The organism is Aeromonas sp. s4, from assembly GCF_040907855.1.
GTDB lineage: Bacteria > Pseudomonadota > Gammaproteobacteria > Enterobacterales > Aeromonadaceae > Aeromonas > Aeromonas caviae.
This window is the reverse complement of record NZ_JBFOCP010000013.1, coordinates 53,697-76,350: the sequence shown is the minus strand read 5'-3', so window position 1 is coordinate 76,350 and position 22,654 is coordinate 53,697. Positions and strand designations below refer to the sequence as shown.

The following is a 22,654-nucleotide window of genomic DNA, read 5'->3' as shown; positions in this document are numbered from 1 at the left end:
CAGAGCGGGATCAAACGTCCTGACTCAGGCTATGCGGGGAGGCTGGCCTCACCGCTTGCTGATAGTGCCTGGCAATCACCTGGTTTCGATTGTCCATATAAGCACCGAGCGGGCCTGTGGTTTCCTGCCTGAGGGTCATCAGATCCTTGCGGGCCTGTGCCTCCTTGCCAGAGGCGGCACGGGCCACACTCATGTCTTGTGACGATGGTTCATCGGGAGCCAGTGCAGCGGCACGCACCTGCTGCATCTTGGCGATGGTCGCGGCGGGATCCCCGGGAATGGTCCCCATGTCGATGACCACCTCCCCCCCGGTGGCATAACGCTTGCCATCCGGCCCACGGGAAAACTGGTAGGTAGGGCTCCCCGCATGCTCGCCGCCGGCTGCCTGGTGCGCCTGCTCGTGCTTGCGAACTTCGAGATCCCGTTCGACCAGCGCAGCCACCTGACGCTGCTGCTTTTGCTGCTCCTGCTGTTCACCCTCCTGACGTTGTCGACGCTCCCCCTCCTCCCCCGTTGCCTCGACAAAACGGTGCGCCACCATCACGGGGCCGGTCTGGCCGTTCTCTTTCGTGGACGAGGATGGGGCGGCGGGATTGGCCTGGGCGGCCCGGGATCTCTCTTTCTGGGAACCGACGCCGGACTCGGCGTTGGACGCCTCACTCTGGCGGCTGGGGGGCACCAGTTCTGCGCGGCGGTTGTCAGTCTGTGCCGATTCCGTCTGCGGCTGCAGTTGATTCGGAATGATGGTCGGCAGACTGACGTTGATGTTCATGTCACACCCGGATATCGATCAGGGTGCCCAGCATGTCGCTGGCCGTCTGGATCACCTTGGCGGATGCCCCGGCATGCAGCTCGGCCACCTTGAGATTCACCAGTTCATCCGGCAACTGCACCTGCTCACCCGCTGGCGTATTGAGACGGGCGATCTGGCTGGAAGCCTGGCCCGCCAACTGCTCGGCCCGTTGGAACCCCTGCACGCCTGCCGTCATGGCTGATTCGATACGCATTGGCACACTCCTCTGTAGGGTTGGCTAATTATCCATCAACCTGACGAGTTATTGAAGCCTGCCGCTCAAATCTCAGTCAATGAACTGCCGCAGGAGGGTGATGAACTGCTCTGGATGGGAGATGAAGGGGGCATGGGATGCCTTCTCCAGCACCAGACTGTGGCTGGCAGGGTAACTCGCATCCAGCAAGGGAATGGCGGCCTTCGGCACCAGGGTATCCAGCCTGCCGTAAAGACGCAGCCAGGGCAGATCCAGGCCGATCAGTTCATCCCGCAGATCGACCTCGGCCAGCAGGCCCAGACCCGCCTCCAGGGCCGCAAGCCGGGGAGCGGGTCGCTCCGCCAGCCAGTGACGCAACTGGCGAATGTCATTTCTGGCGTGCTCGCTGCCCATGGCCTGGATCGCGAGGAAACGCTCTATGGTCTGCATGAAGTCGCCGGCCAGCATCTGGTTGAACCCCGCCAGCACCTTGGGGGCAATCCCGGGCCACTCGTCGCGGGCCATGAAGCAGGGAGAACTGGCTACGGTAATGAGAGAGTGAAGGCGTTCAGGCATGGTCAGCGCCAACTGACTCGCCACCAGACCACCGAGGGACCAGCCGAGCAGATGGCATTTTTCAGGCAATATGGCCGCCACCTGCTCTGCCAGCCAGGGCAGGGTGTAGTCTGTTCCTGATTGCAGGGGGCTGTTGCCAAAGCCGGGCAGGTCCACCAGATGCAGCCGATAGTGGGCAGCCAGTTCTTGGGCAATACCGTGCCAGACGGCCCCGTTCATGCCCCAGCCATGCAACAACACCAGGTCCGGGCCCTGGCCAAACCGCTCAACCGATACGCTCATCTAGACTCAAGATCCCTGTTTATCTGCTTGGAGCCTGCATGTTAAAGCGGCTGCTCGCCAAAGCAAGTCCGATCCTTGGCACCCAGTCCGACTGGCTCGGTCTGTGCCTGCTCTGTCGCCAGCCCTGTGACGAGACGCCCTTGTTGTGCTCCTGGTGCCGCCACGCCCAGCGCCAACACGACAGACGATGCCTGATGTGTGCAGCACCGCTGCCGGAGCAACATCGCGAGAGCGAACTGCTGTGCGGACGATGCCAGCGCAGACCCACCCCCTGGGAGCGTTTGCAGGTGATCGGCGATTATCAGGCACCTTATGCCCAACTCATCCCCCGGCTGAAGTATTCCGGTCAGATCCTGCTCGCGCCGCTGCTTGCCCGCCTGCTGGCAGACCATCTGGACCTCGCCAATCCGCCGCAGGTCATCATTCCGGTTCCCCTGCACTGGTGGCGCCAGTGGTGGCGCGGCTTCAATCAGGCAGAAGAAATCGGCCATGCCCTGAGCGCACTCACCGGCATTCCTTGCGACAGCAGCGTACTGCGCCGGACAAGGTCGACCCCGCAACAGACCCGGCTCAGTGCCGGCCAGCGGCGACGCAATCTGCGTGGCGCCTTCGAAATAGAACCTCACCACTACCGGCATGTGGCACTGCTCGACGATGTGGTCACCACGGGCGCCACCGCAGGTCAACTCACCCGGTTGCTCCATCAGCACGGCGTCACCACGGTAGAGGTGTGGGCCATCTGCCGTACCCTCCGACACCTGAAATAACCGGGCAGGGATCCGGCCCGGGAGGCCGCTGGCGGCATGATTCCGATACGCCCGGGCTCACAGGCTCGCCATCGGCACGCTACCCAAGCCCCGCCAAGCGAGTTATCATGAATACCCTAGTCGTACACTCAGGTTTATGAGGATAGTGATGATCAGCATTTCCGACACCGCCCAGGCCCACTTCCGCAAGTTGCTGGAGAAGCAGCCTGATGGCACCAACATCCGGGTGTTTGTGGTCAATCCGGGAACCCAGAATGCCGAGTGCGGCGTATCCTATTGCCCACCCGACGCGGTCGATCCGGAAGATCAGCACCTGCCCTTCAGCGGCTTCGACTGCCTGGTCGATCCCCTGAGCGCCCCCTTCCTGGTGGATGCCACCATCGATTTCGTCACCGATCAGATGGGCTCCCAGCTCACCCTGAAAGCCCCCAACGCCAAGATGCGCAAGGTGGCCGACGACGCCCCGCTGATCGACCGCATCGAATACGTGCTGATGTCCGAGGTGAACCCCATGCTGGCCGGTCACGGCGGCAAGGTCACCCTGGTCGAGCTGACCGACGACAAACTGGCCATCCTGCAGTTTGGCGGCGGTTGCAACGGTTGCTCCATGGTCGACTACACCCTGAAAGAGGGGATCGAGAAGCAGTTGCTGGAGAAATTCCCGGGCGAGCTCAACGGCGTCAAGGATGCCACCGAGCACCAGCGCGGCGACCACTCCTACTACTGATTTGCTGCCGCTGTCGCAAAGACATGCGGCAAAGAAAAGGCCCCGCCAGCTGGCGGGGCCTTTTGCATTCTGCAGCGGGCGGATCACTCGTCCTTCTTGTCTCGCGACAGCAGGGCGATGGCCGCCTCTTTCGGATTCTTGCCTTCGTACAGCACCTTGAAGATCTGCTCGCAGATGGGCATCTCGACGCCACAGCGGGCCGCCAGCAGATGCACCTCCTTGGTGTTGCGATAGCCTTCCACCACCTGGCCGATCTCGGTCATGGCGGTGTTCACATCCTTGCCGGCCCCTAGGGCCAGCCCGAAGCGACGGTTGCGCGACTGATTGTCGGTACAGGTAAGCACCAGATCCCCGAGCCCCGCCATCCCCATGAAGGTCTTGGCGTCGGCACCCAGCGCGGCGCCCAGACGCTGCATCTCTACCAGGCCCCGGGTGATGAGCGCGGTCCTGGCATTGGCGCCAAAACCGAGTCCGTCGGAGAGACCGGCACCGATGGCGATGACGTTCTTGACCGCCCCGCCCAGTTGCAGACCGATGAAGTCCGGATTGGTATAGACCCGGAACGAACGGCCACAATGCAGCAGCAGGGAGAGATCGTCGGCGAAGTCGTCGTGGGTCGACGCCACCGAGATGGCTGTCGGCAGACCGGCGGCCAGCTCGCGGGCGAAGGTCGGGCCCGAGATGACCGCCAGTGGAATGGCATCCCCCAGCACCTCCCGCGCCACCTCTTGCAGCAGACGGCCGCTGTCCGGCTCCAGCCCCTTGGTGGCCCAGGCGATCCGGGTATCCGGGCGCAGGAAGGGTTTGACCCGGGCCAGTACCTGGCCGAACACATGGCTCGGCACCACCAGCAGCAGCACGGGAGCGGCTTGCACCGCCGCCTGCAGATCCGACGTCAGTTGCAGATCGGCCGGGAAGGGGACATCCGGCAAGAATGCCTTGTTGCAGCGATCCTGTTCCAGCTCGGCTACATGGGCAGGGTCGTGACCCCACAGCAGGGTCGGATGACCATTGCGCGCCAGAGAAATGGCAAGGGCGGAGCCATAAGACCCCGCCCCCAGGACCGAGATTGCGATCTGGTCGGCCATTATCAGGCTTCCGCAGTCGCCTGCTGGGCCTGTACCTGCGCCATGTGCTGGGCGAACAGGGCGTCGAAGTTGACCGGTGCCAGGTTCAGTTGCGGGAAGGAACCCTTGCTCACCAGGTTGGACACCGCTTCGCGGGCATACGGGAACAGGATGTTCGGGCAGAAGGCCGCCAGGCAGTGGGCCAGTTGCGGCTCAGGCAGGTTGCCGATGGTGAAGATGCCGGCTTGCTGCACTTCGCACAGGAAGGCGGTCTCGGTTTCCAGCTTGCAGGTGACGGTCAGGGTCAGCACCACTTCATAGACGCTGTCGGCCAGGACATTGGTCTTGGTGTCCATGTCCAGCTTGACGTCCGGCTGCCACTCTTTCTGGAAGATGTGTGGGGTATTCGGGGCTTCGAAGGAGACATCCTTGGTGTAGACACGCTGGATGTGGAATTCCGGTTGCACTTCCTGGTTGTTGATTTCGTCAGCCATTTCGTTTGATTCCTTTTTAAGATAATGAGTGGGCGCAGGCCCTTAAATCAGCGTTTTTTGGTCACCGGCAGATTGTCTGCACGCCATTGGGCCATGCCACCGCTGAGCACATACACCTGCTTGAAACCGGCCTTGCTCAGTTGGCGACCCGCGCCACCAGCGGTCATCCCCGACTCGCACACCACTATGATGGGGGCATCCTTGTGCTTTTCAACCGGACCCAGATTATTCGCCTGGATCTGGGCGAGCGGCAGGTGATGGGCCCCGGCCAGATGGCCCTTGGCAAATTCATCCTGACTGCGAATGTCCACGACGGTGGCATTTTCACGGTTGATAAGCAGGGTAGCGGCGTGGTTGTTGACCGCCTTCACCGGAGAAAAACGAGCACGCACAGTGGTATACACCAGGGTGCCTGCCAGGCCCAACCAGGCTGCGGTCAGCAGCGGATTGCGGGCCGCGAAATCCAAATACTCTTGCATCTTCAACTATCCAGGGACCAAGACAAGGGCCCGAGTATACATGGGGCCCTGCATAAGATCAGCCATCTTGGCGGCAAAGCGAGAGCAAGCTCCCATCAAGGATGGCTGCCGATTCTTCCTCCTCCAACCGGGCCGAACGAGAGGATGCGCCATGCCGAAAAGAGGGGGGAAACAGAGGAAAGCCCGCCGCGGCAGACAAGCCGGCAACATGCCTAAAACAGCGGGATAACAGTTAAAAAGCGAGGCTGGAGAGGGACTTGGCTATCAGGTGACTATTTCGGCAGATGTAGTAATATTACGCTAGTTTCACTTCCCGCAATTCATTCCTATCCGAGAGGACATAGCCTTATGTCAACAGCTAAGAAACCGCTGGTTCTGGTCATCATGGACGGTTGGGGCTACAGCACCAAGCAAGAGTACAACGCCGTTGCTGCCGCCAAGACCCCCAATCTGGATCGCCTGGCCCGTGACTACACCAGCACCCTGATCTCCGGCTCCGGCCTGGACGTGGGTCTGCCGGACGGCCAGATGGGCAACTCCGAAGTGGGCCACACCAACATCGGTGCCGGTCGCGTCGTCTATCAGGAGCTGACCCGCATCTCCAAGGACATCCAGGACGGCGACTTCTTCCAGAACGTCGAGCTGGCCAAGGCTGTCGACGCTGCCGTGACCAAGGGCAAGGCCGTGCACATCATGGGTCTGATGTCCCCGGGTGGCGTACACAGCCACGAAGAGCACATCATGGGCATGATCGAGATGGCCGCCAAGCGTGGCGCCGAGCAGATCTACTTCCACGCCTTCCTGGATGGCCGCGACGTCCCGCCGCGCAGTGCCCAGTCCTCCATCGAGCTGTTCGACGCCCTGTTTGCCCGACTGGGCAAGGGTCGTTTCGCCTCCATGATCGGTCGTTACTACGCCATGGACCGCGACAACCGCTGGGATCGCGTACAGCAGGCCTATGACCTGATGACCCAGGGCAAGGGCGAATTCACCGCCGACAACGCCACCGACGCGCTGGCCGCCGCCTATGCCCGCGACGAGAACGACGAGTTCGTCAAGGCCACCCGCATCGGCGACGCTGTACCGATGATCGACGGCGATGCGCTGATCTTCATGAACTTCCGTGCCGACCGCGCCCGCGAGATCACCCGCGCCTTCGTCGATACCGACTTCACCGGCTTCGCCCGCACCGCCACCCCGGCGCTGCACTTCGTGATGCTGACCGAATACGCGGCCGACATCAAAACCGCCTGCGCCTATCCGCCCACCGCCCTGGTCAATACCCTGGGTGAGTGGCTGGCCAAGCAGGGCAAGACCCAGCTGCGCATCTCCGAGACCGAGAAGTACGCCCACGTCACCTTCTTCTTCAACGGTGGCGAAGAGGCGTGCTTCACTGGCGAAGATCGCGAAATCGTGGCGAGCCCGAAAGTAGCTACCTATGACCTGCAGCCGGAGATGAGCTCCGAAGAGCTGACCGACAAGCTGGTTGCGGCCATCAAGAGCGGCAAGTACGACGTCATCATCTGCAACTACCCGAACGGCGACATGGTCGGCCACACCGGCGTGTTCGATGCGGCCGTCAAAGCCTGTGAAGCGGTCGACCACTGCATCGGTCGCGTCACCGACGCCCTGGCGGAAGTGGGTGGCGAGTGCCTCATCACCGCCGACCATGGCAACGCCGAGAAGATGATGGACGAAGAGACTGGTCAGGCCCACACCGCCCACACCAATCTGCCGGTTCCCCTCATCTACTTCGGTCGTAAAGCCGAGGTCGCCGAAGGTGGCAAACTGTCCGATCTGGCCCCCACCATGCTGACCCTGATGGGTCTGCCGGTGCCGCCGGAAATGACTGGCAAGCCCCTGATGATTCTGAAATAATCCTGCCCCATGCGGGGATGCGAAATTATTTCACAGAAAACCAGTCGCGTCGGCCTGTTGGCCGGCGCGCTGTTTTTTTGCCTGATCGGCGGTACCGGCACAGCCCGGGCTGCGAACCAGCAGCTGGGCGCCATGCAATCCCAGATCAAGGAACAGCAACAGACCCTCAAGCTCAGCAAGCAGGAGCTTGCCAAGCTCAACACCCAGCTCAAGGCTGACGAGCAGGCCATTTCGGCTGCCGCCGCCAAACTCGAGCAGACCAGACAGCAACTCCGGCAGAACCAGCAGAAGCTGGCGTCCCTGCAGCAGGACAAGCTGGCACTGGAGCAGCAAGCAAAACACCAGAAGCAGTTGCTGGCCAAGCAGGCGGAAAGCGCCTTCCAGGCGGGCAACCACGATTACCTCAAACTGCTGCTCAACCAGCAGGATCCGGCCAAACTGAGCCGCGCCCTCGACTATTTCGACTACCTCAACAAGGCCCGTATCGAGGCCATTGAAGCCCTGCGCGCCACCCGTGACAAGCTGGCCAAGAACCAGCAGGCCACCAGGGAGACCGAGAACCGCCTCCAGACCCTGCTCGGCGAGCAGCAGGAGCATCACCAGAGCCTGCTGGCCAGCCAGCAGAGCCGTGCCAAGGTGCGCAACCAGTTGCAGCAGTCAGTGCAGGCCGACGAGCAGAAGCTCGACAAGCTGGTCAAGGCGGAGAAGGCGCTCAAGGCGCGGCTGGAAGAGCTGCGTCGTCAGCAGGAAGAAAAGGAACGCCGCGAACGGGCCGAGCGGGAGCGCCTCGCCAAGATCAAGGCCGAGCAGGAGCGCCAGCGCCGTCTGGAGGCCCAGCGCCTGGCAGCCGAGCAGAAACGCATCGAGGAGCAGCAGCGGATCGCAGCCCAGCAGCGCCAGGTCGGCGAACAGCAGCGGCTGGCGGCCCAGCAGCAACGCGTCGCCGAACAGCAGGCCAAGGTGGCGCAGCAGCAAGCAGCCGCCCGCAACAGCGCCAAGGCAAGCAGCAACGGCTACGGCGGTCTGAGCACGGGTGGCAACCTGCGCTGGCCGGTGCAGGGCCCCATCCTCATCTCCTACGGCTCGCCACGTACCGCCGAGCTGAAGTGGAAGGGCACCCTGATCGGCGCCAGCGAAGGGACCCAGGTCAAGGCGGTGGCACCGGGACAGGTGGTCTACGCCGACTGGCTCGACGGCTTCGGCATGCTGCTGGTCATCGACCACGGCAAGGGCTACATGAGCCTCTACGGCCACAACCAGTCGCTGCTGCGCCAGGTGGGACAAAAGGTGGAGCAGGGTGAGCCCGTGGCCCTGGTCGGCGACAGCGGCGGACAGGAGCGCTCCGGCCTCTACTTCGAGATCCGCTATCAGGGCGAGGCCATCAACCCGACCAAGTGGCTGGCCAGACGCTAGGCCCGCCTTGTCGGTGCCCGATCGGAGTCCGCTACCTCATCCCCAGCCCTTCTCCCGCGAGGGGGGGCAGGGAGCAAAAGACAGCAACACCGCGTCGTTTACCACTTCACCTGACAAAAAGTCTGCATCGCGCAGGCTTTTTGCTTGGCAGGGGAGGCACCACACCGCCCGCCCCGATGATGAAAACTTACCTCTTTTCCACCCCGCTCAGGGGAAGACCACCAGCCCGATCTGCTCCAGCAGCCCCTGCTGCTGATCTTCATTGATCTGCACCCCGGCGAGGTTGACCCGGCGCAGATCCAGACCGGGCAGATCGCACTGGCGCAGATCGCAGCCTTGCAGGTTGAAGCTGGTCCAGTCGATTTGCCCGAACTCGGAGCCGCTGAGATCCGAGCCTGCCAGGGAGGCGCCCAGCAGGTTGGCCCCCTGCCAGCGGTTGCCGGCAAGCTCGCACCGCTCCAGCAGGCAGCTTTCGAAGTTGGCGTAGCTGAAGTTGTTGCCGGTGAGGTGGGCTTCGCAGAAGTAGCTTTTGGCGGTGATCCGGTTGGCGAAGCTGGCATGGGCGAAGTTGATCCCCATGGCCTGGCAGTCGCGCATCTCCAGCCCAAGACACTGGCTGCGGCCGAAGTCCGCCAGGGTGAGATCGCAGCGCAGGAAGCTCGCCTCCCTCAGATCGCAGCCCTGAAACAGGCATCCCAGCTCCCGTTCCCTGTCATAGAAGCTGCAGTCGACGAAGCGGCTCTCCCCGAGATCCAGCCAGGAGAAGTGACAGCCGATGAAGCGGCACCCCTGGAACTGCTCCCCCTCCACCTCCTGCTGCTCGAAGTGGACCCCCTCGAAACACCTGCCCTTGATCATCCCCTGCCCCCTGTTGATGGCGTCATATGCTGACATTGCCGTGCAAAAACGGTAATGTTACGTGTAACATTTTTTGCCGGATCCCCAGATGAACGACACCCGCAAGCGCCGCCCTACCCTGCAGGACATTGCCGACCTGACCGGTGTCACCAAGATGACCGTCAGCCGCTACCTGCGCGACCCGTCCGCCGTGGCCGAAGGGACCCGCGAGCGCATCGCCGCCGCGGTGGAGGAGCTCGGCTACATCCCGAACCGGGCGCCGGACATGCTGTCGAACGCCACCAGCAAGGCGATCGGCATCCTGATCCCCTCCCTCTCCAACCAGGTCTTCTCGGCGGTGATCCACGGCATCGAGGCGGTGACCCGGCCCGCCGGCTACCAGACCCTGCTCGCCCACTACGGCTACAGCCCGGAGCGGGAGGAGGAGCAGGTCGCCTCCCTCCTCTCCTACAACGTGGACGGGCTCATCCTCTCGGACACCCAGCACACCGAGCGCACCCGCAAGATGATCGCCACCGCCGGCATCCCGGTGGTGGAGACCATGGATCTGCCCCTCTCCCCCATCGACATGGTGGTGGGCATGGATCACCGGGCCGCCGCCCGGGCCATGGTAACAGAGATGCTGCGCCGGGGACGGCGCAAGGTGATCTACCTCGGCGCCCGGCTAGACGTGCGCACCCAGCTGCGAATGGAAGGCTACTACCAGGCGATGGCCGATTTCGGTCTGACCGGCCAGCACCTGCTGACGGAGCAATCCTCCAGCTTCACCCTGGGGGGAGAGCTGCTGGCCCAGGCCATGGCGCGCTTCCCCGATCTCGACGGCCTGTTCTGCACCAACGACGACCTGGCAGTGGGGGCCCTGCTGCAATGCCAGGCCAGGTGGATCCCGGTGCCCCAGCAGGTGGCCATCGCCGGCAGCAACGCCCTCGACATCGGCCACGCCATGACCCCCAAGCTCGCCAGCATCGTCACCCCCCGCGAGACCATAGGTCGCGAAGCCGCCATCATGCTGCTGGCCCGCCTCGGCGGCCAGCCGCTGGCGACCAGGTGCAAGGACATCGGCTTCTCCCTCTATGAGGGGGAAAGCCTCGGCTGATCCCCGTCCATCATGGCGCGTTCGACCGCCATGATGGCGCCTTCTCCCCTCTCCCCTCGCCGCCCCCTGGCCTATGCTGGCTCCTCCATCCACCCTGTCAGGAGCAGACCATGCACCACACCGAACGATTGAAAGCCTGCCTGCAGCGCGTCATCTGCGATCCCGCCTTCCCCCTGTCGGAGCTCGACGCCTGGTTCACCCCCGACTACTGCCAGGAGGTGAACGGCGAGCGGCTCGACTACCCGGCGTTTCACCAGCACATCGCCACACTGCGCCGCCATCTGGCCGGTGCGAGCATCGAGTTTGTCGCCACCCTGGCGCAGGGGGAGCGGGTGCACTCGACCCATGTGGTACGGGCCACCCGCCAGGACGGAGGCACCCTGGTCTGCAAGGTGAGCGGCCTCTTCACCTTTCGCGGCGATCGGATCTGCCACACCGACGAGGTGACCTGTCTGCTGGCAGGCAGCAAGGAGGATGCGGATATCGGCTCGCGGCGCTGACTGCCGGCAACCCGCAGACACCGCCATGGCGGGCAGGAAGGCAGACGACGGGCCCTCAGGCCGCCGGTTCGCGCCGAGCAAGGCGCTGGAGGGCGCGGGACAAGGCGCCGGGATCCTCGTAGCCGAGCCGATCGGCGATCTGGGCCAGCGTGAGCCCCCGGTGCTGCAACTGGCGCGCCCGTCCCAGCACCACCTGCTCCCGCCACTGGCGAAAGCTGCACCCCAGCTGCTGGAGGAAGAGCCGGTTGAGGGTACGCACCGAGGCGCCGCAATCTGCCGCCAGCGCCGTCAGCGTCAGATGGATGGCGGGTGCCTGGCACACCCTGTCCAGCACCCGCAGCAGGCGCGGGTCCAGCGCCCCGGCGAGGGGAATGCGCGCCGCGAGCGGGTCGGCGCGCTCCAGCTCCTGGCCAAGCACCGTCAGATAGGCCCCTTTCACCTCCTCCTCGGCCAGCTCGGACAGGCGGGCGAAGAGGCCCGCCAGCAGTGGGCTGGCCTGCAAGGGGCCGAAGGCGGTACGGGCCGACGTCGGCACATAGAGGAGGGAGAGTCGGGAGCGGCGCAGCACGCGAAACTCGTGCTCCCACCCCGCCGGAATAAAGCAGATCTGGCCCGCCACCAGCAGTTCTCCCTCCCCTCGCCCCGTGATGATGCCGCCCCCGTCCTGCAGATAGCAGTATTGGGCATGGGGGTGGCAGTGCAGCGCGGTGAAGTGCCCTTGCGGGTAGGATGGATGCAGACAGGACATGAAGGCTCCAGGGGAGAGGGGCGGCCCCCGACCTTAAGCCAGGGCGAGACCGGAAGCAAACGGCCCACCCCCTCCGGGGGCGGAAAAACAGCAGGCCACCCGGGGGTGGCCTGTTTAATTTTTCTAAACGATATTTGCTTAGCGTTTAACCAATTCAACCGCTTCCCGGGAGAGGCGGGTCACCTCCTCCCAGTTGCCGCTCTTGACGGCGTCTGCCGGCAGCATCCAGGAGCCGCCGACGGTAGCCACACATTTCAGTGCCAGGTAGTCGGCCACGTTTTTCGGTCCGATGCCGCCGGTGGGGCAGAACTTCACCTGGGGCAGAGGCGCCGCGATGGCGGAGAGTGCCTTGGTGCCGCCGTTCGCCTCGGCCGGGAAGAATTTGAGGTGGTCGTAGCCCGCTTCCAGCGCCTGCATCACCTCGGACGGGGTGGCCACGCCCGGGATCAGCGGCGCCGTGCTCTTGGCCGCGTGGGCCAGCAGGGCCGGGGTCATGCCCGGGGAGATGACGAAGCGGGCACCGGCAGCGACGGCGGCATCAAACTGCGCGCAGTTGAGCACGGTACCGGCACCGACCATGGCATCCGGCATCGCCTTGGCGATGAGGGCGATGGCGTCCAGCGCCACCGGGGTGCGCAGGGTGATCTCGAACACCGAGATGCCGCCATCCAGCAGCGCCTTGGCCATCGGCAGGGCCTGCTCCAGGTCGTTGATGACCATCACGGGTACCAGGGGGGAGGCGGCAAACACCTCGGCAGGGGTCACTTTCCAGTTCTGCATAGCTCTTCCTCAGTCAAAGATGGTGGCGCCGCACTCGGCGCTCGATACCGCGCGACGCATCACGCTGAACAGTTCACGGCCCCACCCCTCTTGTTCCAGGGTGAGGTCGATCTCGGCCTGGGTACGGCCACTCAAATCGGTCAGGCAGTCGAGGCGACCGGACTCGGCATCCACCCGCAGCAGGTCGCCATCGGCGAGCAGGCCGATGGCCCCGCCGTGCAGCGCTTCCGGGGTGACGTGGATGGCGGCCGGGATCTTGCCGGAGGCGCCGGAGAGGCGACCGTCGGTGACCAGGGCCACCTTGTGACCCGCCTTCTGCAGGTTGCCAAGCACCGGCATCAACTTGTGCAGCTCCGGCATGCCGTTGGCGGCCGGGCCGTTGTGGCGCACCACGATGACGGCGTCCTGGTTCAACTCACCTGCCTTGTAGGCCGCCTCCACCGCATGCTGGGAGGAGAAGACCCGGGCCGGGGCCTCGATGACCCGATACTCGGGCGCGACGGCGGAAACCTTGACCACGGCGCGGCCCAGGTTGCCCGCCAGCAGCTTGGTGCCGCCGGTGGCCTGGAACTCGCTGCCAGAGGGGGAGAGCACGCTCGGATCCGCGCTCTCGCCCACCGGTTGCCACACCAGCTTGCCATCCACCAGTGCCGGACGGCTGAGGTAGTCCTGCATCTCGCCGAAGACCGGGGTGGCATCCATGTGGATCAGCCCCTCTTCGGCCAGACGACGCATCAGGCCGGGCACGCCCCCCGCCTGTTCGAAGGCGTTGACGTCCGCCGGGCCGTTCGGGTACATGCGCACCAGGAGCGGCACCACGTCGGAGAGATCGCTCAGGTCGTCCCAGGTCAGCTCCAGCCCGGCGGCGCGGGCCAGCGCCACCATGTGAATGCTGTGGTTGGTGCTGCCGCCGGAGGCGAGCAGGGCCACCAGGCCGTTGACCAGGGCGCGCTCGTCGATCACCGCACTCAGGGGGCGATAGGCCGGGGAGCCCGGGATCATGGCACTGATGCGGCGGGCCACTTCCTCGGTGAGGGCGCGGCGCAGCTCGCTGTGCGGATGCACGAAGGCGGAGCCCGGCAGCATCAGGCCCATGGCTTCGAACACCAGCTGATTGGTGTTGGCGGTGCCGTAGAAGGTGCAGGTGCCCGCCGCGTGGTAGGCGCCGCACTCCATCTTGAGCAGGGCGTCGCGGCCCACTTCACCGGCAGCGTACTGCTGGCGCACCTTCACCTTCTCGTCGTTGCTGATGCCGCTCGCCATCGGGCCGGCAGGCACGAAGGCGGTGGGCAGGTGGGCGTGGGAAAGCGCCCCCATGATCTGGCCCGGGGCAATCTTGTCGCAGATGCCGAGCAGCAGGGTGGCGTCGAAGGTGTTGTGGGAGAGGGAGACCGCGGTGGCCTGGGCGATGAGATCCCGGGAGAAGAGGGACATGTCCATCCCCGGCTGACCCTGGGTCACGCCGTCACACATGGCGGGCACGCCGCCGGCGACCTGGGCGCTGTGGCCGAGCTCGGCCAGGGCGCCCTTGATGATGTCCGGGTAGCCCTGATAGGGCTGATGGGCACTCAGCATGTCGTTGTAGGCGGTGACGATGGCCACGTTGGCGCGGGTCATGTCGAGGATCCGCCCCTTCTCGTCACAGCTCGAGGCGGCCACGGCGTGGGCCAGGTTGCCGCAGGAGAGGGAGGCGCGGGTCTTGCCCTGATCAGCCTGGCGCTGGATGCGGGCCAGGAAGCGGGCACGGCGGGCGGTGCTGCGCTCGCGGATGCGGTTGGTCACCTGGGTGATCACGGGATGGGTCATAGCTTTCTCTCCAACTCTATATACGGGCGCGGTCGGCCGCAGCCGGGCGCGCGACATGGCTCATTGCGCCTGCGTCAGCGCGGTGACGGCACGGTCGACCACCTGTTCGAAGGTCCCGTCGATATCGATGCGAAACACGCCGGGCTCGCCATCCGGTCGCTCCAGGGTATCAAACTGGCTTTGTACCATGGCTTCGCGCATGAAGTGGCCCTGCCGTGCCCGCATCCGTTCGAGAATGAGGGACTGGCTGCCATCCAGAAACAGGAAACTCACCGAGTCGTTGCCCTCGCGGATCTGGTCGCGGTACTGCTTCTTGAGGGCCGAGCAGACGATGACGCCGAGCTCGTTCTTGCGCTCCAGGCTGTAGGCCGCATCGCGGATCCGCTCAAGCCAGGGGGCCCTGTCTTCGTCGTTGAGCGGGTTGCCCGCCGCCATCTTCTGGATGTTCGCGCGAGGGTGCAGATCATCGCCGTCGATGAACTTGGCCCCCAGAGCATTGGCCACCTTGAGGCCGATGCTGGACTTGCCGCTGCCACACACACCCATCACGATAATGCACTTGCCCGCCATTATTTGACCTCTCTCTCACTTTTCAAAAAACGTTCGCCTGATGGGTTCTAAGCTACCACGTTACCGGTAACATGTTACCGGTAACGTTTCGCAATGTGAAGTGCAGCACAGAAATGTGCAGAACAACAACTAGAACCATTTGAGGACAATTTTATGGACGGAGCAATGAACACACCCGATGTCGCCTATCTGCTCTCGGTAGCGGGCGGAGCCATTGTCATGTTGCTGGTGCTGATCATGCGATTCAAGGTACATGCCTTCGTGGCATTGACCCTGGTCAGCATGCTGACGGCCCTGGCCACCGGGGTCACCTATGACCAGGTGATCCCCACCATGCTGACCGGTTTCGGCGGCACCCTGGCCTCGGTCGCGCTGCTGGTCGGCCTCGGCGCCATGATAGGCCGGATCCTGGAGATGACGGGGGGCGCCAAGGTACTGGCCGATACCCTGATCAACCGCTTCGGCTCCCACCGCGCCCCCTTCGCGCTGGGTGTGGCCTCCCTGCTGTTCGGCTTCCCGATCTTCTTCGACGCAGGCCTCATCGTCATGCTGCCCATCATCTTCAGCGTGGCGAAGCAGTTCGGCGGCTCCGTCCTCAAGTATGCCCTGCCCTCCGCCGGCGCCTTTGCGGTGATGCACGCCTTCCTGCCGCCCCACCCGGGCCCGGTGGCCGCCAGCGAGCTGCTGGGTGCCAACATCGGTCTGCTCACCATCGTGGGCCTGCTGGTCGCGCTGCCCACCTGGTATCTGGGTGCCTACCTGTTCGGGCTCTGGTCCGGCAAGAAGTTTGAGCTGCCCCTGCCCCCGAGCTTCACTGCCAGCGCCGAGCAGCTCTCCGACAAGGCGCCGAGCTTCGGCCAGGTGATCTCCATCCTGCTGCTGCCGCTGGTGCTCATCTTCATGGATACCGGCCTCAATACCCTGGGCGTCATGGGCGTCATCGACAAGGGTGCGGACTGGGTCAACGTGCTGCGCATGGTCGGCAAGACCCCGGTCGCCCTGCTCATCACTGTGCTGTACGCCCTCTGGATGTTCCGCCAGAGCCAGGGCAAGGTGCAGCTCGAGAAGTTCTGCAACGACGCCCTGGCCCCGGTCTGCGCCGTCATCCTGGTCACCGGTGCCGGCGGCATGTTCGGCGGCGTATTGCGGGCGAGCGGCATCGGCACCGCGCTGGCCGACGTGCTCTCCGATACCGGCATGCCGGTGATCCTCGCGGCCTTCCTGGTATCCGCCGCGCTGCGGGTTGCCCAGGGTTCCGCCACCGTGGCCCTGACCACCACCGCCGCCCTGATGGCGCCGACCGTGGCCGCCACCACCGGCCTGAGCGAGCTGGACCTGACCTTCATCGTCATCGCCATCGCCGGGGGCGCCACCGTGCTCTCCCACTTCAATGACTCCGGCTTCTGGCTGGTCAGCCGCTTCCTCAACATGGACGAGAAGACCACCCTCAAGACCTGGACCGTGATGGAGACCCTGCTCGGCACCATCGCCTTCCTCATCGTGGCCACGGCCAGCGCCATCCTCTGACGGAAACACATCGGGGCCGCATCCGTCGGCCCCGATGTGATATTGCACCGACTTTTTACGGATTCTTGCTTGGGCCCATCGCCACAGATTGCTAGAATTGCCTATTCTTCGCCCCGAGTGGAACGCTTCATCCCGTGATTTCAGGCTTCTCTATGCATTCATCGGCACATTATCGACAGTTGCTGACCCGCTTACCCCAGATCGCGGTCGCCGCGGATCAGTTCCAGATACTCAGCAGCGCCAAAGACTTCAAGAGCCGGATCCTGTCGCTCATCGCCCATGCGACCCAGCGCATCTATCTGATCGCGCTCTATCTGCAGGATGACGAGGCGGGACGGGAGATCCTCTCCGCCCTCTATGCCGCCAAGCAGCGCAATCCCTCTCTCGACATCAAGGTGTTCGTCGACTTCCACCGCGCCCAGCGCGGCCTGATCGGCAAGGGCAAGCAGGGGGGCAACCACCTGATGTACCAGGCCATGGCCGCCAGCCACCAACACCAGATCGAGATCTACGGCGTGCCGGTCAAGGGCCGCGAGCTGCTCGGGGTGCTGCACCTCAAGGGCTTCATCTTCGACGACACCCTGCTTTACTCCGGCGCCAGCCTCAACGACATCTACCTGCACCAGCAGGAGCGCTACCGCTTCGATCGCTATCACCAGATCCACAGCCCGGCACTGACCCGCAGCATGGTCAACTACGTGGATGACGTCTTCCTCGGCAGCGAGGCCGTCCAGCGGCTGGATCGCACCGGCATTCCCGGCGCCAAGCAGCTCAAGGGACCGATCCGCCGCTTCAAGCAGCGCCTGCGCCTCTGCCAGTACCGCTTCGAGAGCATCCAGCCCAACGATCGGGAGATCGCCGTGACCCCCATGGTGGGCCTGGGCAAGCGGGGCAACCAGCTCAACCGGATGATCCGCAACCTGGTGCGGGCCACCGAGCGGGAGATCTTCATCTGCACCCCCTACTTCAACCCCCCCAAGGAGTTGAACAAGGACGTGGAGGCACTGCTCAAACGCGGCTGCAAGGTGACCATCGTCGTGGGCGACAAGACCGCCAACGACTTCTTCATCCCCCCGGAGGAGAAGTTCTCCACCATCGGCGGTCTGCCCTATCTCTACGAGACCAACCTGCGCAAGTTTGCCGAGCGCAACCAGCACCACATCGACAACGGCCGGCTCAACCTCATGCTCTGGTGCTGCGAGAAGAACTCCTATCACCTCAAGGGGATCTTCGTGGATGAGGAGTGGGCCCTGCTCACCGGCAACAACCTCAATCCCCGAGCCTGGGCGCTGGATCTGGAGAACGGCCTGCTGGTACACGACCAGCACCATCACCTGCGCGAGCAGTTCAGTGCGGAGCGGGAGAACATCCTGGCCCACACCCGCCGCATCAGTCACTTCGACCAGATAGAGCAGATCAAGGATTACCCGGATCAGGTGCGCAAGCTGCTGGCCCGGATCCACAGGGTCAAGGCTCACCTCCTGCTCAAGCGCATCATCTGACCGCCAGGACGCCCCGTCAGTGAAAAGGCCTGCCGTTTCCGGCAGGCCTTTTTCATGGATAGCCCTCCCCCGCTCCCTTGCCCACCAGCCCGGAACGGCACAACGCGGCTTGCATCGAGGCCGCAACAACCCCTATCATCTGGACATATTTACAGTGTTTTCGGGCATCTAATTGATGAAATTGGATAAAATCTCCCTCGACAGCTTCAAGGGTGTCGGCAACAAGATGCTGGAGAAACTCGAGCGGCTGGGGCTGGCCACGGTACAGGATCTGCTGTTCCACCTCCCCCTGCGCTACGAGGACCGCACCCAGGTGTGGCCCATCGGCGATCTGCCGCCCGGCCTGCACGGTGCCGTCGAGGGCGAGATCCAGGACACCCAGCTGGTGATGGGGCGCCGCCGCATGCTGGTGTGCCGTATCAGCGACGGCACCGGCAGCCTGACCCTGCGCTTCTTCAATTTCACCGCTGCCCAGAAAAACAGCCTGGCCCAGGGCCGCCTTATCCGCTGCTTCGGCGAGACACGTCCCGGCAAGTACGGCCTGGAGATGGCCCACCCCGAGTACAAGCTGCTCGGCGAGGAGCAGGCCGGCCAGACCGAAGAGGCCCTCACCCCCGTCTACCCCACCACAGAAGGGCTGCGCCAGCTCACCCTGCGTAGCCTCACGGATCAGGCCCTGGCCCAGCTCGACCTCTACGGGGTCGAGGAGCTGCTGCCTGCCGGCCTCTATCCCCAGCAGATCGATCTTGCCGCCGCCCTGAAGCTGCTGCACCGCCCGCCTCCCTCGGTGGCGCTGGCCCTGCTCGAGAGCGGCCAGCACCCGGCACAGCAGCGGCTCGTACTGGAAGAGCTGCTGGCCCACAACCTCTCGGTCTTGAAGGTGCGGGCCCAGGCACAGACCCAGCTGGCCCGTGCCCTCAAGCCCGCTCCCGAGCTGGTCCGGCAGCTGCTCGGCGCCCTGCCGTTCACCCCCACCGGTGCCCAGAGCCGGGTGGTGGCGGAGATAGCCAGGGATCTGCAACAGAGCCACCCCATGATGCGCCTGGTCCAGGGGGACGTGGGCTCAGGTAAAACGCTGGTCGCGGCGCTGGCCGCCCTGCAGGCCATCGGCAACGGCTGCCAGGTGGGGCTGATGGCACCGACCGAGCTGCTGGCCGAACAGCACGCCATCAACTTCGCCAGGTGGCTGGAGCCGCTCGGCATCAAGGTGGGCTGGCTGGCGGGCAAGCAGAAGGGCAAGGCGCGGGAAGAGGCGCTGGCCGCCATTGCGGACGGCAGCGTCAAGATGGTGGTGGGCACCCACGCCATCTTCCAGGAGCAGGTGGTATTCCAGCGTCTGGCCCTGGTCATCATCGATGAACAGCACAGGTTCGGCGTGCATCAGCGCCTCGCCCTGCGAGAAAAAGGAGAGCGGGAAGGGGTGCATCCCCACCAGCTCATCATGACCGCCACCCCCATCCCCCGCACCCTGGCGATGACCGCCTATGCGGACCTCGACACCTCCATCATCGACGAGCTGCCGCCGGGCCGCACTCCCATTACCACGGTCGCCCTGCCGGACAGTCGCCGCCAGGATGTGATCGAGCGGGTGAGGCTCGCCTGCGAGGAGGGCAAGCAGGCCTACTGGGTCTGCACCCTGATCGAGGAGTCGGAGGTGCTGGAGTGCCAGGCCGCCGAAGACACCGCCGCCGAGCTGCAAACCCTGCTGCCCGGCCTGCACATCGGCCTGGTACACGGCCGGATGCGCCCCGTCGAGAAACAACGGGTGATGGAGGAGTTCAAGGCGGGCATACTGCAACTGCTGGTCGCCACCACCGTCATCGAGGTGGGGGTGGATGTGCCCAATGCCAGCCTGATGATCATCGAAAACCCGGAGCGACTGGGGCTGGCCCAGTTGCACCAGCTGCGCGGCCGGGTCGGGCGGGGGTCGGTCGCCTCTCACTGCGTGCTGCTCTATCATGCCCCCTTGTCCAAGACCGCCCAGAGCCGCCTCGGGGTACTGCGGGAGACCAATGACGGCTTTCTCATCGCCCAGCGAGATCTGGAACTGCGCGGCCCAGGCGAGCTGCTCGGTACCCGCCAGACCGGTCTGGCCGATCTCAAGATCGCCGATCTGGTGCGCGACCAGCCGCTCATCCCTCAGGTGCAGAAGATGGCGCGCTTCCTGATGGACAAACACCCGGCTCATGTCGAGCCCCTGATCCGCCGCTGGCTGGGCCTGCGAGACCACTACTCCAATGCTTGACCAAGGCAGATGCAGAAGAGGGTCACCTTGCCTGATGGACAAACACCCGGCTCATGTCGAGCCCCTGATCCGCCGCTGGCTGGGCCTGCGGGACCACTACTCCAATGCTTGACCAAGGCAGATGCAGAAGAGGGTCACCTTGCCTGATGGATAAACACCCGAGCCATGTCGAACCCTTGATACGATGCTGGCTCGGTCTACGGGATCACTACTCGAATGCCTGACCAAGCAACAGAAACAGGAGGAAAGCACTGATGAATTCCTGGCTCCGCGGCCTGCTCTACACCTTTGCCTTCCTGCTGCTCTTTGTCTGGGTCGGTCTCGGCCTGTTCGATGCCGAGCGCGCCAAAGGCCCCATCGCCAACTGGCTCAGCCAGCAGACCGGGGTGCCCGTCACCATAGGCCGGCTGGTGTTCAATCCGCTGCACCCCTACACCCTGCTGGCGGAACAGGTGCGCTATGGGGATGCGGTACAGCTGGAAAAACTCTATCTGGAGATCGAGCACATCGACTGGTTGAACCGGGATGTGCGCATCGCCCACCTGGACCTCATCCGTCCCGTCATCAAGCTGCCGCTCCCCAACCAGTTGCCAAGCCTGCCGGTTCACTCCCTCACCATCAGCGACAGCACCATCGACAACCTGAGCCTGCAGAGCGAGGCCCTGACCCTGCGCGGCCTCAGTGCGTCCCTGAGTGACTGGGAACTGATCGACCCGAGACGCCAGCCCCAGGCCAACCTCACCCTGGGCATCAACCAGCTGGAGACCCCCATGTTCACCCTGGCCCGTCTCAGCCTCAAGGGGCGGCTGGAGGGGCAGGTGCTCAGCACCGACAAACTGACCACCAACCTGTTCGACGGCCTGCTCGAGACCGGCATGGTGCTGAACTGGCCAGAGCGCAGCCTGCAACTGCACGATCTCAAGGCCCGCGCCATGCGCCTCGAGCTTGGTGACATCCCCCCTGGCGAGTTCCCCCTGCGCCGCATCACCCTGGATAGGGGTCAGCTTGCCCAGGTGAGCATCAATGCCATCGATCAGGAGCTCTCCCTCAACAACTTCAACGGCCAGCTCACCGCCTTCGACTGGCAGGCGGGCAGCCAGCCCAGCGGCTATCTGGCGGGCACCCTGGGCGACATGGGCCGCGGCCTGTTCCAGCTTGAGGCCGTCGAGGGCAAGCTCGCCTTCTCCCCCCGGCAGCTGGATGCCGAGCTGCGGGGCAAGGCATACGAAGGGGAGTTCAACGTCGAGCTGGCCCTAGACACCCAGCAGCAGAAGCTGACCCTGAAGGACCTGGCCCTGAGCGGCATGGACATCAGTTTGCCCCAGGAGTGGTGGCAGGATTGGCAGGGCTGGCGCCCGCAACAGATCGACATCCGCAAACTGGCCTTCGACAAGCTCAAGGTGCTCTCTTTCGACGACACCCTGCCTCTCTCCCTGACCGGCTGGCAACTCTACCTGAACGATCTCGCCCTGCGGGGCAACCAGCTAGGCCCCCTGCTGGGGCGAGCCCGCATCGAGAGCAAGTGGTTCGAGCTGGTGTGGGACGGTCTCAGTGCCCGCAACGGCACCCTGGATGGCGAGCTGACCCCCAGCTCCTGGCAGCTCAACACCCTCACCACCTCCCTGCCCGACGAGGGTACCCTCAACCTGAGCGGCCAGTGGGGCAGGACGCCCGGGCAGGAGAGCCGCCTGCAGTTGCAGGGCAAGCAGCTGGATCTGGAGCAGTGGGGCAAGTTGCTGCACTCCCCCGTCTCCTTCGCGGGCAAGGTGGATCTGGCGGCAGATCTGCAGGCCGACCTCAACGGGCAGCCCGGCGAGCAGACGGCCAACTGGCGCCGGACCCTTCAGGGCAGCCTGAGCCTGGAGAGCAAGGATCCCTTCTGGGACAAGGTCGGCATCGACCCCTTGCTGGATGACTGGTTCAGGGAGCAGACCCCCCCCGATCTGACACCGCAGACGCTGTGGCAGGCGATGCAACGCGGAGACACCCCCTTCTATCAGATCAGGCTGGATGCCAGGGCGGAGCAGGGCAAGGTGCGGATCGAGCAAGGCGGTGCCTCCACCATCACCCACCTGCTGGCACTGCAAGGGGGTGTCGACCTGGCCGCAGACCAGTGGCAGCTCGACCTCGGGGTCCTGAACAAGGGACGCTGCGCCGAGCTGCTCGCCCGTTGGCGCGGCCCCCTCAATGCGCCCGACCTGGGCTGGAGTTTCCCCACGGGACAGGACGCCTGTGGCTGGGAGGCGGGTGTGCGCTACCCCGCCCAGGGACGAAGCGGCCCGCTCTGGCGCCCACGGCCACCCGCCGTCCAATAACGAACAAGGCCTCGCGAAGAGGCCTTGTTGCTGTGAAC

Annotated in this window: 21 protein-coding genes; 10 read left to right on the top strand and 11 right to left on the bottom strand. The window is 64.5% G+C overall.

What is annotated here, in order from left to right; all coding sequences use genetic code 11:
• Nucleotides 1-10: 10 nt before the first annotated feature.
• The 3 genes from AB5Y89_RS02745 to bioH form a co-directional block, all read right to left on the bottom strand.
• Nucleotides 11-772: a putative metalloprotease CJM1_0395 family protein gene (locus AB5Y89_RS02745; protein WP_043153510.1), complete on the bottom strand. Its 762-nt coding sequence runs from the start codon at nt 770-772 to the stop codon at nt 11-13.
• 1 nt (nt 773) lies between these two features.
• Nucleotides 774-1,007 carry a hypothetical protein gene (locus AB5Y89_RS02740; protein ID WP_041214075.1) on the bottom strand — a complete coding sequence of 78 codons (234 nt, stop codon included), beginning with the start codon at nt 1,005-1,007 and terminating at the stop codon, nt 774-776.
• Nucleotides 1,008-1,079: 72 nt separating this feature from the next.
• Nucleotides 1,080-1,844, bottom strand: coding sequence for a pimeloyl-ACP methyl ester esterase BioH (bioH, locus tag AB5Y89_RS02735; protein ID WP_368222833.1), 765 nt, complete (start codon nt 1,842-1,844; stop codon nt 1,080-1,082).
• Between the two features lie 38 nt (nt 1,845-1,882).
• Between bioH and AB5Y89_RS02730 the strand changes: the two genes are divergently transcribed.
• Nucleotides 1,883-2,611, top strand: coding sequence for a ComF family protein (locus AB5Y89_RS02730; RefSeq protein ID WP_368222832.1), 729 nt, complete (start codon nt 1,883-1,885; stop codon nt 2,609-2,611).
• 148 nt (nt 2,612-2,759) lie between these two features.
• Nucleotides 2,760-3,338 carry a Fe-S biogenesis protein NfuA gene (gene nfuA / locus AB5Y89_RS02725; protein WP_010672549.1) on the top strand — a complete coding sequence of 193 codons (579 nt, stop codon included), beginning with the start codon at nt 2,760-2,762 and terminating at the stop codon, nt 3,336-3,338.
• Nucleotides 3,339-3,421: 83 nt separating this feature from the next.
• Here the strand turns inward: nfuA and gpsA are convergent, their stop codons facing one another.
• From gpsA to AB5Y89_RS02710, 3 genes are read right to left on the bottom strand one after another with little or no spacing between them, the layout of a single operon-like run.
• On the bottom strand, nt 3,422-4,426 hold the full coding sequence (gene gpsA / locus AB5Y89_RS02720) for an NAD(P)H-dependent glycerol-3-phosphate dehydrogenase (RefSeq protein ID WP_368222831.1): 1,005 nt from the start codon (nt 4,424-4,426) through the stop codon (nt 3,422-3,424).
• Between the two features lie 2 nt (nt 4,427-4,428).
• Entirely contained in the window at nt 4,429-4,899 is a 471-nt protein-coding gene (gene secB, locus AB5Y89_RS02715) for a protein-export chaperone SecB (protein WP_010672547.1), read from the bottom strand.
• A gap of 47 nt (nt 4,900-4,946) precedes the next feature.
• Entirely contained in the window at nt 4,947-5,378 is a 432-nt protein-coding gene (locus tag AB5Y89_RS02710; protein WP_010672546.1) for a rhodanese-like domain-containing protein, read from the bottom strand.
• Between the two features lie 348 nt (nt 5,379-5,726).
• Here AB5Y89_RS02710 and gpmM point away from each other — a divergent pair, with 348 nt between their 5' ends.
• On the top strand, nt 5,727-7,256 hold the full coding sequence (gene gpmM, locus AB5Y89_RS02705; RefSeq protein WP_052816405.1) for a 2,3-bisphosphoglycerate-independent phosphoglycerate mutase: 1,530 nt from the start codon (nt 5,727-5,729) through the stop codon (nt 7,254-7,256).
• Between the two features lie 9 nt (nt 7,257-7,265).
• Complete coding sequence (locus AB5Y89_RS02700; RefSeq protein ID WP_151028530.1) at nt 7,266-8,669, top strand: peptidoglycan DD-metalloendopeptidase family protein; 1,404 nt, start codon at nt 7,266-7,268, stop codon at nt 8,667-8,669.
• Between the two features lie 207 nt (nt 8,670-8,876).
• On the opposite strand, the gene AB5Y89_RS02695 is transcribed toward AB5Y89_RS02700, so the two are convergent.
• Nucleotides 8,877-9,527, bottom strand: a complete 651-nt coding sequence (locus AB5Y89_RS02695; protein ID WP_041212172.1) for a Qnr family pentapeptide repeat protein — start codon at nt 9,525-9,527, stop codon at nt 8,877-8,879.
• A gap of 88 nt (nt 9,528-9,615) precedes the next feature.
• Here AB5Y89_RS02695 and AB5Y89_RS02690 point away from each other — a divergent pair, with 88 nt between their 5' ends.
• Both AB5Y89_RS02690 and AB5Y89_RS02685 read left to right on the top strand, forming a co-directional pair.
• Complete coding sequence (locus tag AB5Y89_RS02690; protein ID WP_039039499.1) at nt 9,616-10,623, top strand: substrate-binding domain-containing protein; 1,008 nt, start codon at nt 9,616-9,618, stop codon at nt 10,621-10,623.
• Between the two features lie 110 nt (nt 10,624-10,733).
• Nucleotides 10,734-11,123: a nuclear transport factor 2 family protein gene (locus AB5Y89_RS02685; protein WP_323953492.1), complete on the top strand. Its 390-nt coding sequence runs from the start codon at nt 10,734-10,736 to the stop codon at nt 11,121-11,123.
• A gap of 55 nt (nt 11,124-11,178) precedes the next feature.
• Here AB5Y89_RS02685 and AB5Y89_RS02680 read toward each other — a convergent pair whose 3' ends face one another.
• From AB5Y89_RS02680 to AB5Y89_RS02665, 4 genes are all read right to left on the bottom strand, one after another.
• Nucleotides 11,179-11,871 carry a helix-turn-helix domain-containing protein gene (locus tag AB5Y89_RS02680; protein ID WP_368222829.1) on the bottom strand — a complete coding sequence of 231 codons (693 nt, stop codon included), beginning with the start codon at nt 11,869-11,871 and terminating at the stop codon, nt 11,179-11,181.
• A 138-nt stretch (nt 11,872-12,009) separates the two neighbouring features.
• A complete protein-coding gene (locus tag AB5Y89_RS02675; RefSeq protein ID WP_039039502.1) occupies nt 12,010-12,651 on the bottom strand; it encodes a bifunctional 4-hydroxy-2-oxoglutarate aldolase/2-dehydro-3-deoxy-phosphogluconate aldolase in 642 nt (213 codons plus the stop codon).
• Nucleotides 12,652-12,660: 9 nt separating this feature from the next.
• Nucleotides 12,661-14,457 (bottom strand): phosphogluconate dehydratase, encoded by a 1,797-nt coding sequence (gene edd / locus AB5Y89_RS02670; protein ID WP_368222828.1) that lies wholly within the window; start codon nt 14,455-14,457, stop codon nt 12,661-12,663.
• A 60-nt stretch (nt 14,458-14,517) separates the two neighbouring features.
• Entirely contained in the window at nt 14,518-15,027 is a 510-nt protein-coding gene (locus AB5Y89_RS02665) for a gluconokinase (RefSeq protein WP_039039504.1), read from the bottom strand.
• A gap of 165 nt (nt 15,028-15,192) precedes the next feature.
• Between AB5Y89_RS02665 and AB5Y89_RS02660 the strand changes: the two genes are divergently transcribed.
• The 4 genes from AB5Y89_RS02660 (at nt 15,193) to AB5Y89_RS02645 (ending at nt 22,616) form a co-directional block, all read left to right on the top strand.
• Nucleotides 15,193-16,554: a GntP family permease gene (locus tag AB5Y89_RS02660; protein ID WP_223931884.1), complete on the top strand. Its 1,362-nt coding sequence runs from the start codon at nt 15,193-15,195 to the stop codon at nt 16,552-16,554.
• A 152-nt stretch (nt 16,555-16,706) separates the two neighbouring features.
• The gene (pssA, locus tag AB5Y89_RS02655) at nt 16,707-18,056 is read left to right on the top strand and encodes a CDP-diacylglycerol--serine O-phosphatidyltransferase (RefSeq protein WP_041212167.1); all 1,350 of its coding nucleotides are present in this window, start codon (nt 16,707-16,709) and stop codon (nt 18,054-18,056) included.
• Nucleotides 18,057-18,231: 175 nt separating this feature from the next.
• A complete protein-coding gene (gene recG, locus AB5Y89_RS02650) occupies nt 18,232-20,301 on the top strand; it encodes an ATP-dependent DNA helicase RecG (protein WP_368222826.1) in 2,070 nt (689 codons plus the stop codon).
• A 254-nt stretch (nt 20,302-20,555) separates the two neighbouring features.
• The gene (locus tag AB5Y89_RS02645) at nt 20,556-22,616 is read left to right on the top strand and encodes an AsmA-like C-terminal region-containing protein (protein ID WP_139736785.1); all 2,061 of its coding nucleotides are present in this window, start codon (nt 20,556-20,558) and stop codon (nt 22,614-22,616) included.
• The last annotated feature ends 38 nt before the right edge of the window (nt 22,617-22,654 follow it).

Excerpts from the sequence above, each read along its gene's own strand:
- AB5Y89_RS02680 (WP_368222829.1), bottom strand. The coding sequence starts at position 11,871 with ATGTCCTGTCTGCATCCATCCTACCCGCAAGGGCACTTCACCGCGCTG.
- AB5Y89_RS02710 (WP_010672546.1), bottom strand. The coding sequence starts at position 5,378 with ATGCAAGAGTATTTGGATTTCGCGGCCCGCAATCCGCTGCTGACCGCA.
- AB5Y89_RS02675 (WP_039039502.1), bottom strand. The coding sequence starts at position 12,651 with ATGCAGAACTGGAAAGTGACCCCTGCCGAGGTGTTTGCCGCCTCCCCC.
- AB5Y89_RS02700 (WP_151028530.1), top strand. The coding sequence starts at position 7,266 with ATGCGGGGATGCGAAATTATTTCACAGAAAACCAGTCGCGTCGGCCTG.
- AB5Y89_RS02665 (WP_039039504.1), bottom strand. The coding sequence starts at position 15,027 with ATGGCGGGCAAGTGCATTATCGTGATGGGTGTGTGTGGCAGCGGCAAG.
- gpsA (WP_368222831.1), bottom strand. The coding sequence starts at position 4,426 with ATGGCCGACCAGATCGCAATCTCGGTCCTGGGGGCGGGGTCTTATGGC.
- gpmM (WP_052816405.1), top strand. The coding sequence starts at position 5,727 with ATGTCAACAGCTAAGAAACCGCTGGTTCTGGTCATCATGGACGGTTGG.
- AB5Y89_RS02730 (WP_368222832.1), top strand. The coding sequence starts at position 1,883 with ATGTTAAAGCGGCTGCTCGCCAAAGCAAGTCCGATCCTTGGCACCCAG.
- AB5Y89_RS02685 (WP_323953492.1), top strand. The coding sequence starts at position 10,734 with ATGCACCACACCGAACGATTGAAAGCCTGCCTGCAGCGCGTCATCTGC.
- nfuA (WP_010672549.1), top strand. The coding sequence starts at position 2,760 with ATGATCAGCATTTCCGACACCGCCCAGGCCCACTTCCGCAAGTTGCTG.
- AB5Y89_RS02690 (WP_039039499.1), top strand. The coding sequence starts at position 9,616 with ATGAACGACACCCGCAAGCGCCGCCCTACCCTGCAGGACATTGCCGAC.
- pssA (WP_041212167.1), top strand. The coding sequence starts at position 16,707 with ATGCATTCATCGGCACATTATCGACAGTTGCTGACCCGCTTACCCCAG.
- AB5Y89_RS02745 (WP_043153510.1), bottom strand. The coding sequence starts at position 772 with ATGAACATCAACGTCAGTCTGCCGACCATCATTCCGAATCAACTGCAG.
- AB5Y89_RS02660 (WP_223931884.1), top strand. The coding sequence starts at position 15,193 with ATGAACACACCCGATGTCGCCTATCTGCTCTCGGTAGCGGGCGGAGCC.
- edd (WP_368222828.1), bottom strand. The coding sequence starts at position 14,457 with ATGACCCATCCCGTGATCACCCAGGTGACCAACCGCATCCGCGAGCGC.
- bioH (WP_368222833.1), bottom strand. The coding sequence starts at position 1,844 with ATGAGCGTATCGGTTGAGCGGTTTGGCCAGGGCCCGGACCTGGTGTTG.
- AB5Y89_RS02740 (WP_041214075.1), bottom strand. The coding sequence starts at position 1,007 with ATGCGTATCGAATCAGCCATGACGGCAGGCGTGCAGGGGTTCCAACGG.
- recG (WP_368222826.1), top strand. The coding sequence starts at position 18,232 with ATGAAATTGGATAAAATCTCCCTCGACAGCTTCAAGGGTGTCGGCAAC.
- AB5Y89_RS02695 (WP_041212172.1), bottom strand. The coding sequence starts at position 9,527 with ATGATCAAGGGCAGGTGTTTCGAGGGGGTCCACTTCGAGCAGCAGGAG.
- AB5Y89_RS02645 (WP_139736785.1), top strand. The coding sequence starts at position 20,556 with ATGAATTCCTGGCTCCGCGGCCTGCTCTACACCTTTGCCTTCCTGCTG.
- secB (WP_010672547.1), bottom strand. The coding sequence starts at position 4,899 with ATGGCTGACGAAATCAACAACCAGGAAGTGCAACCGGAATTCCACATC.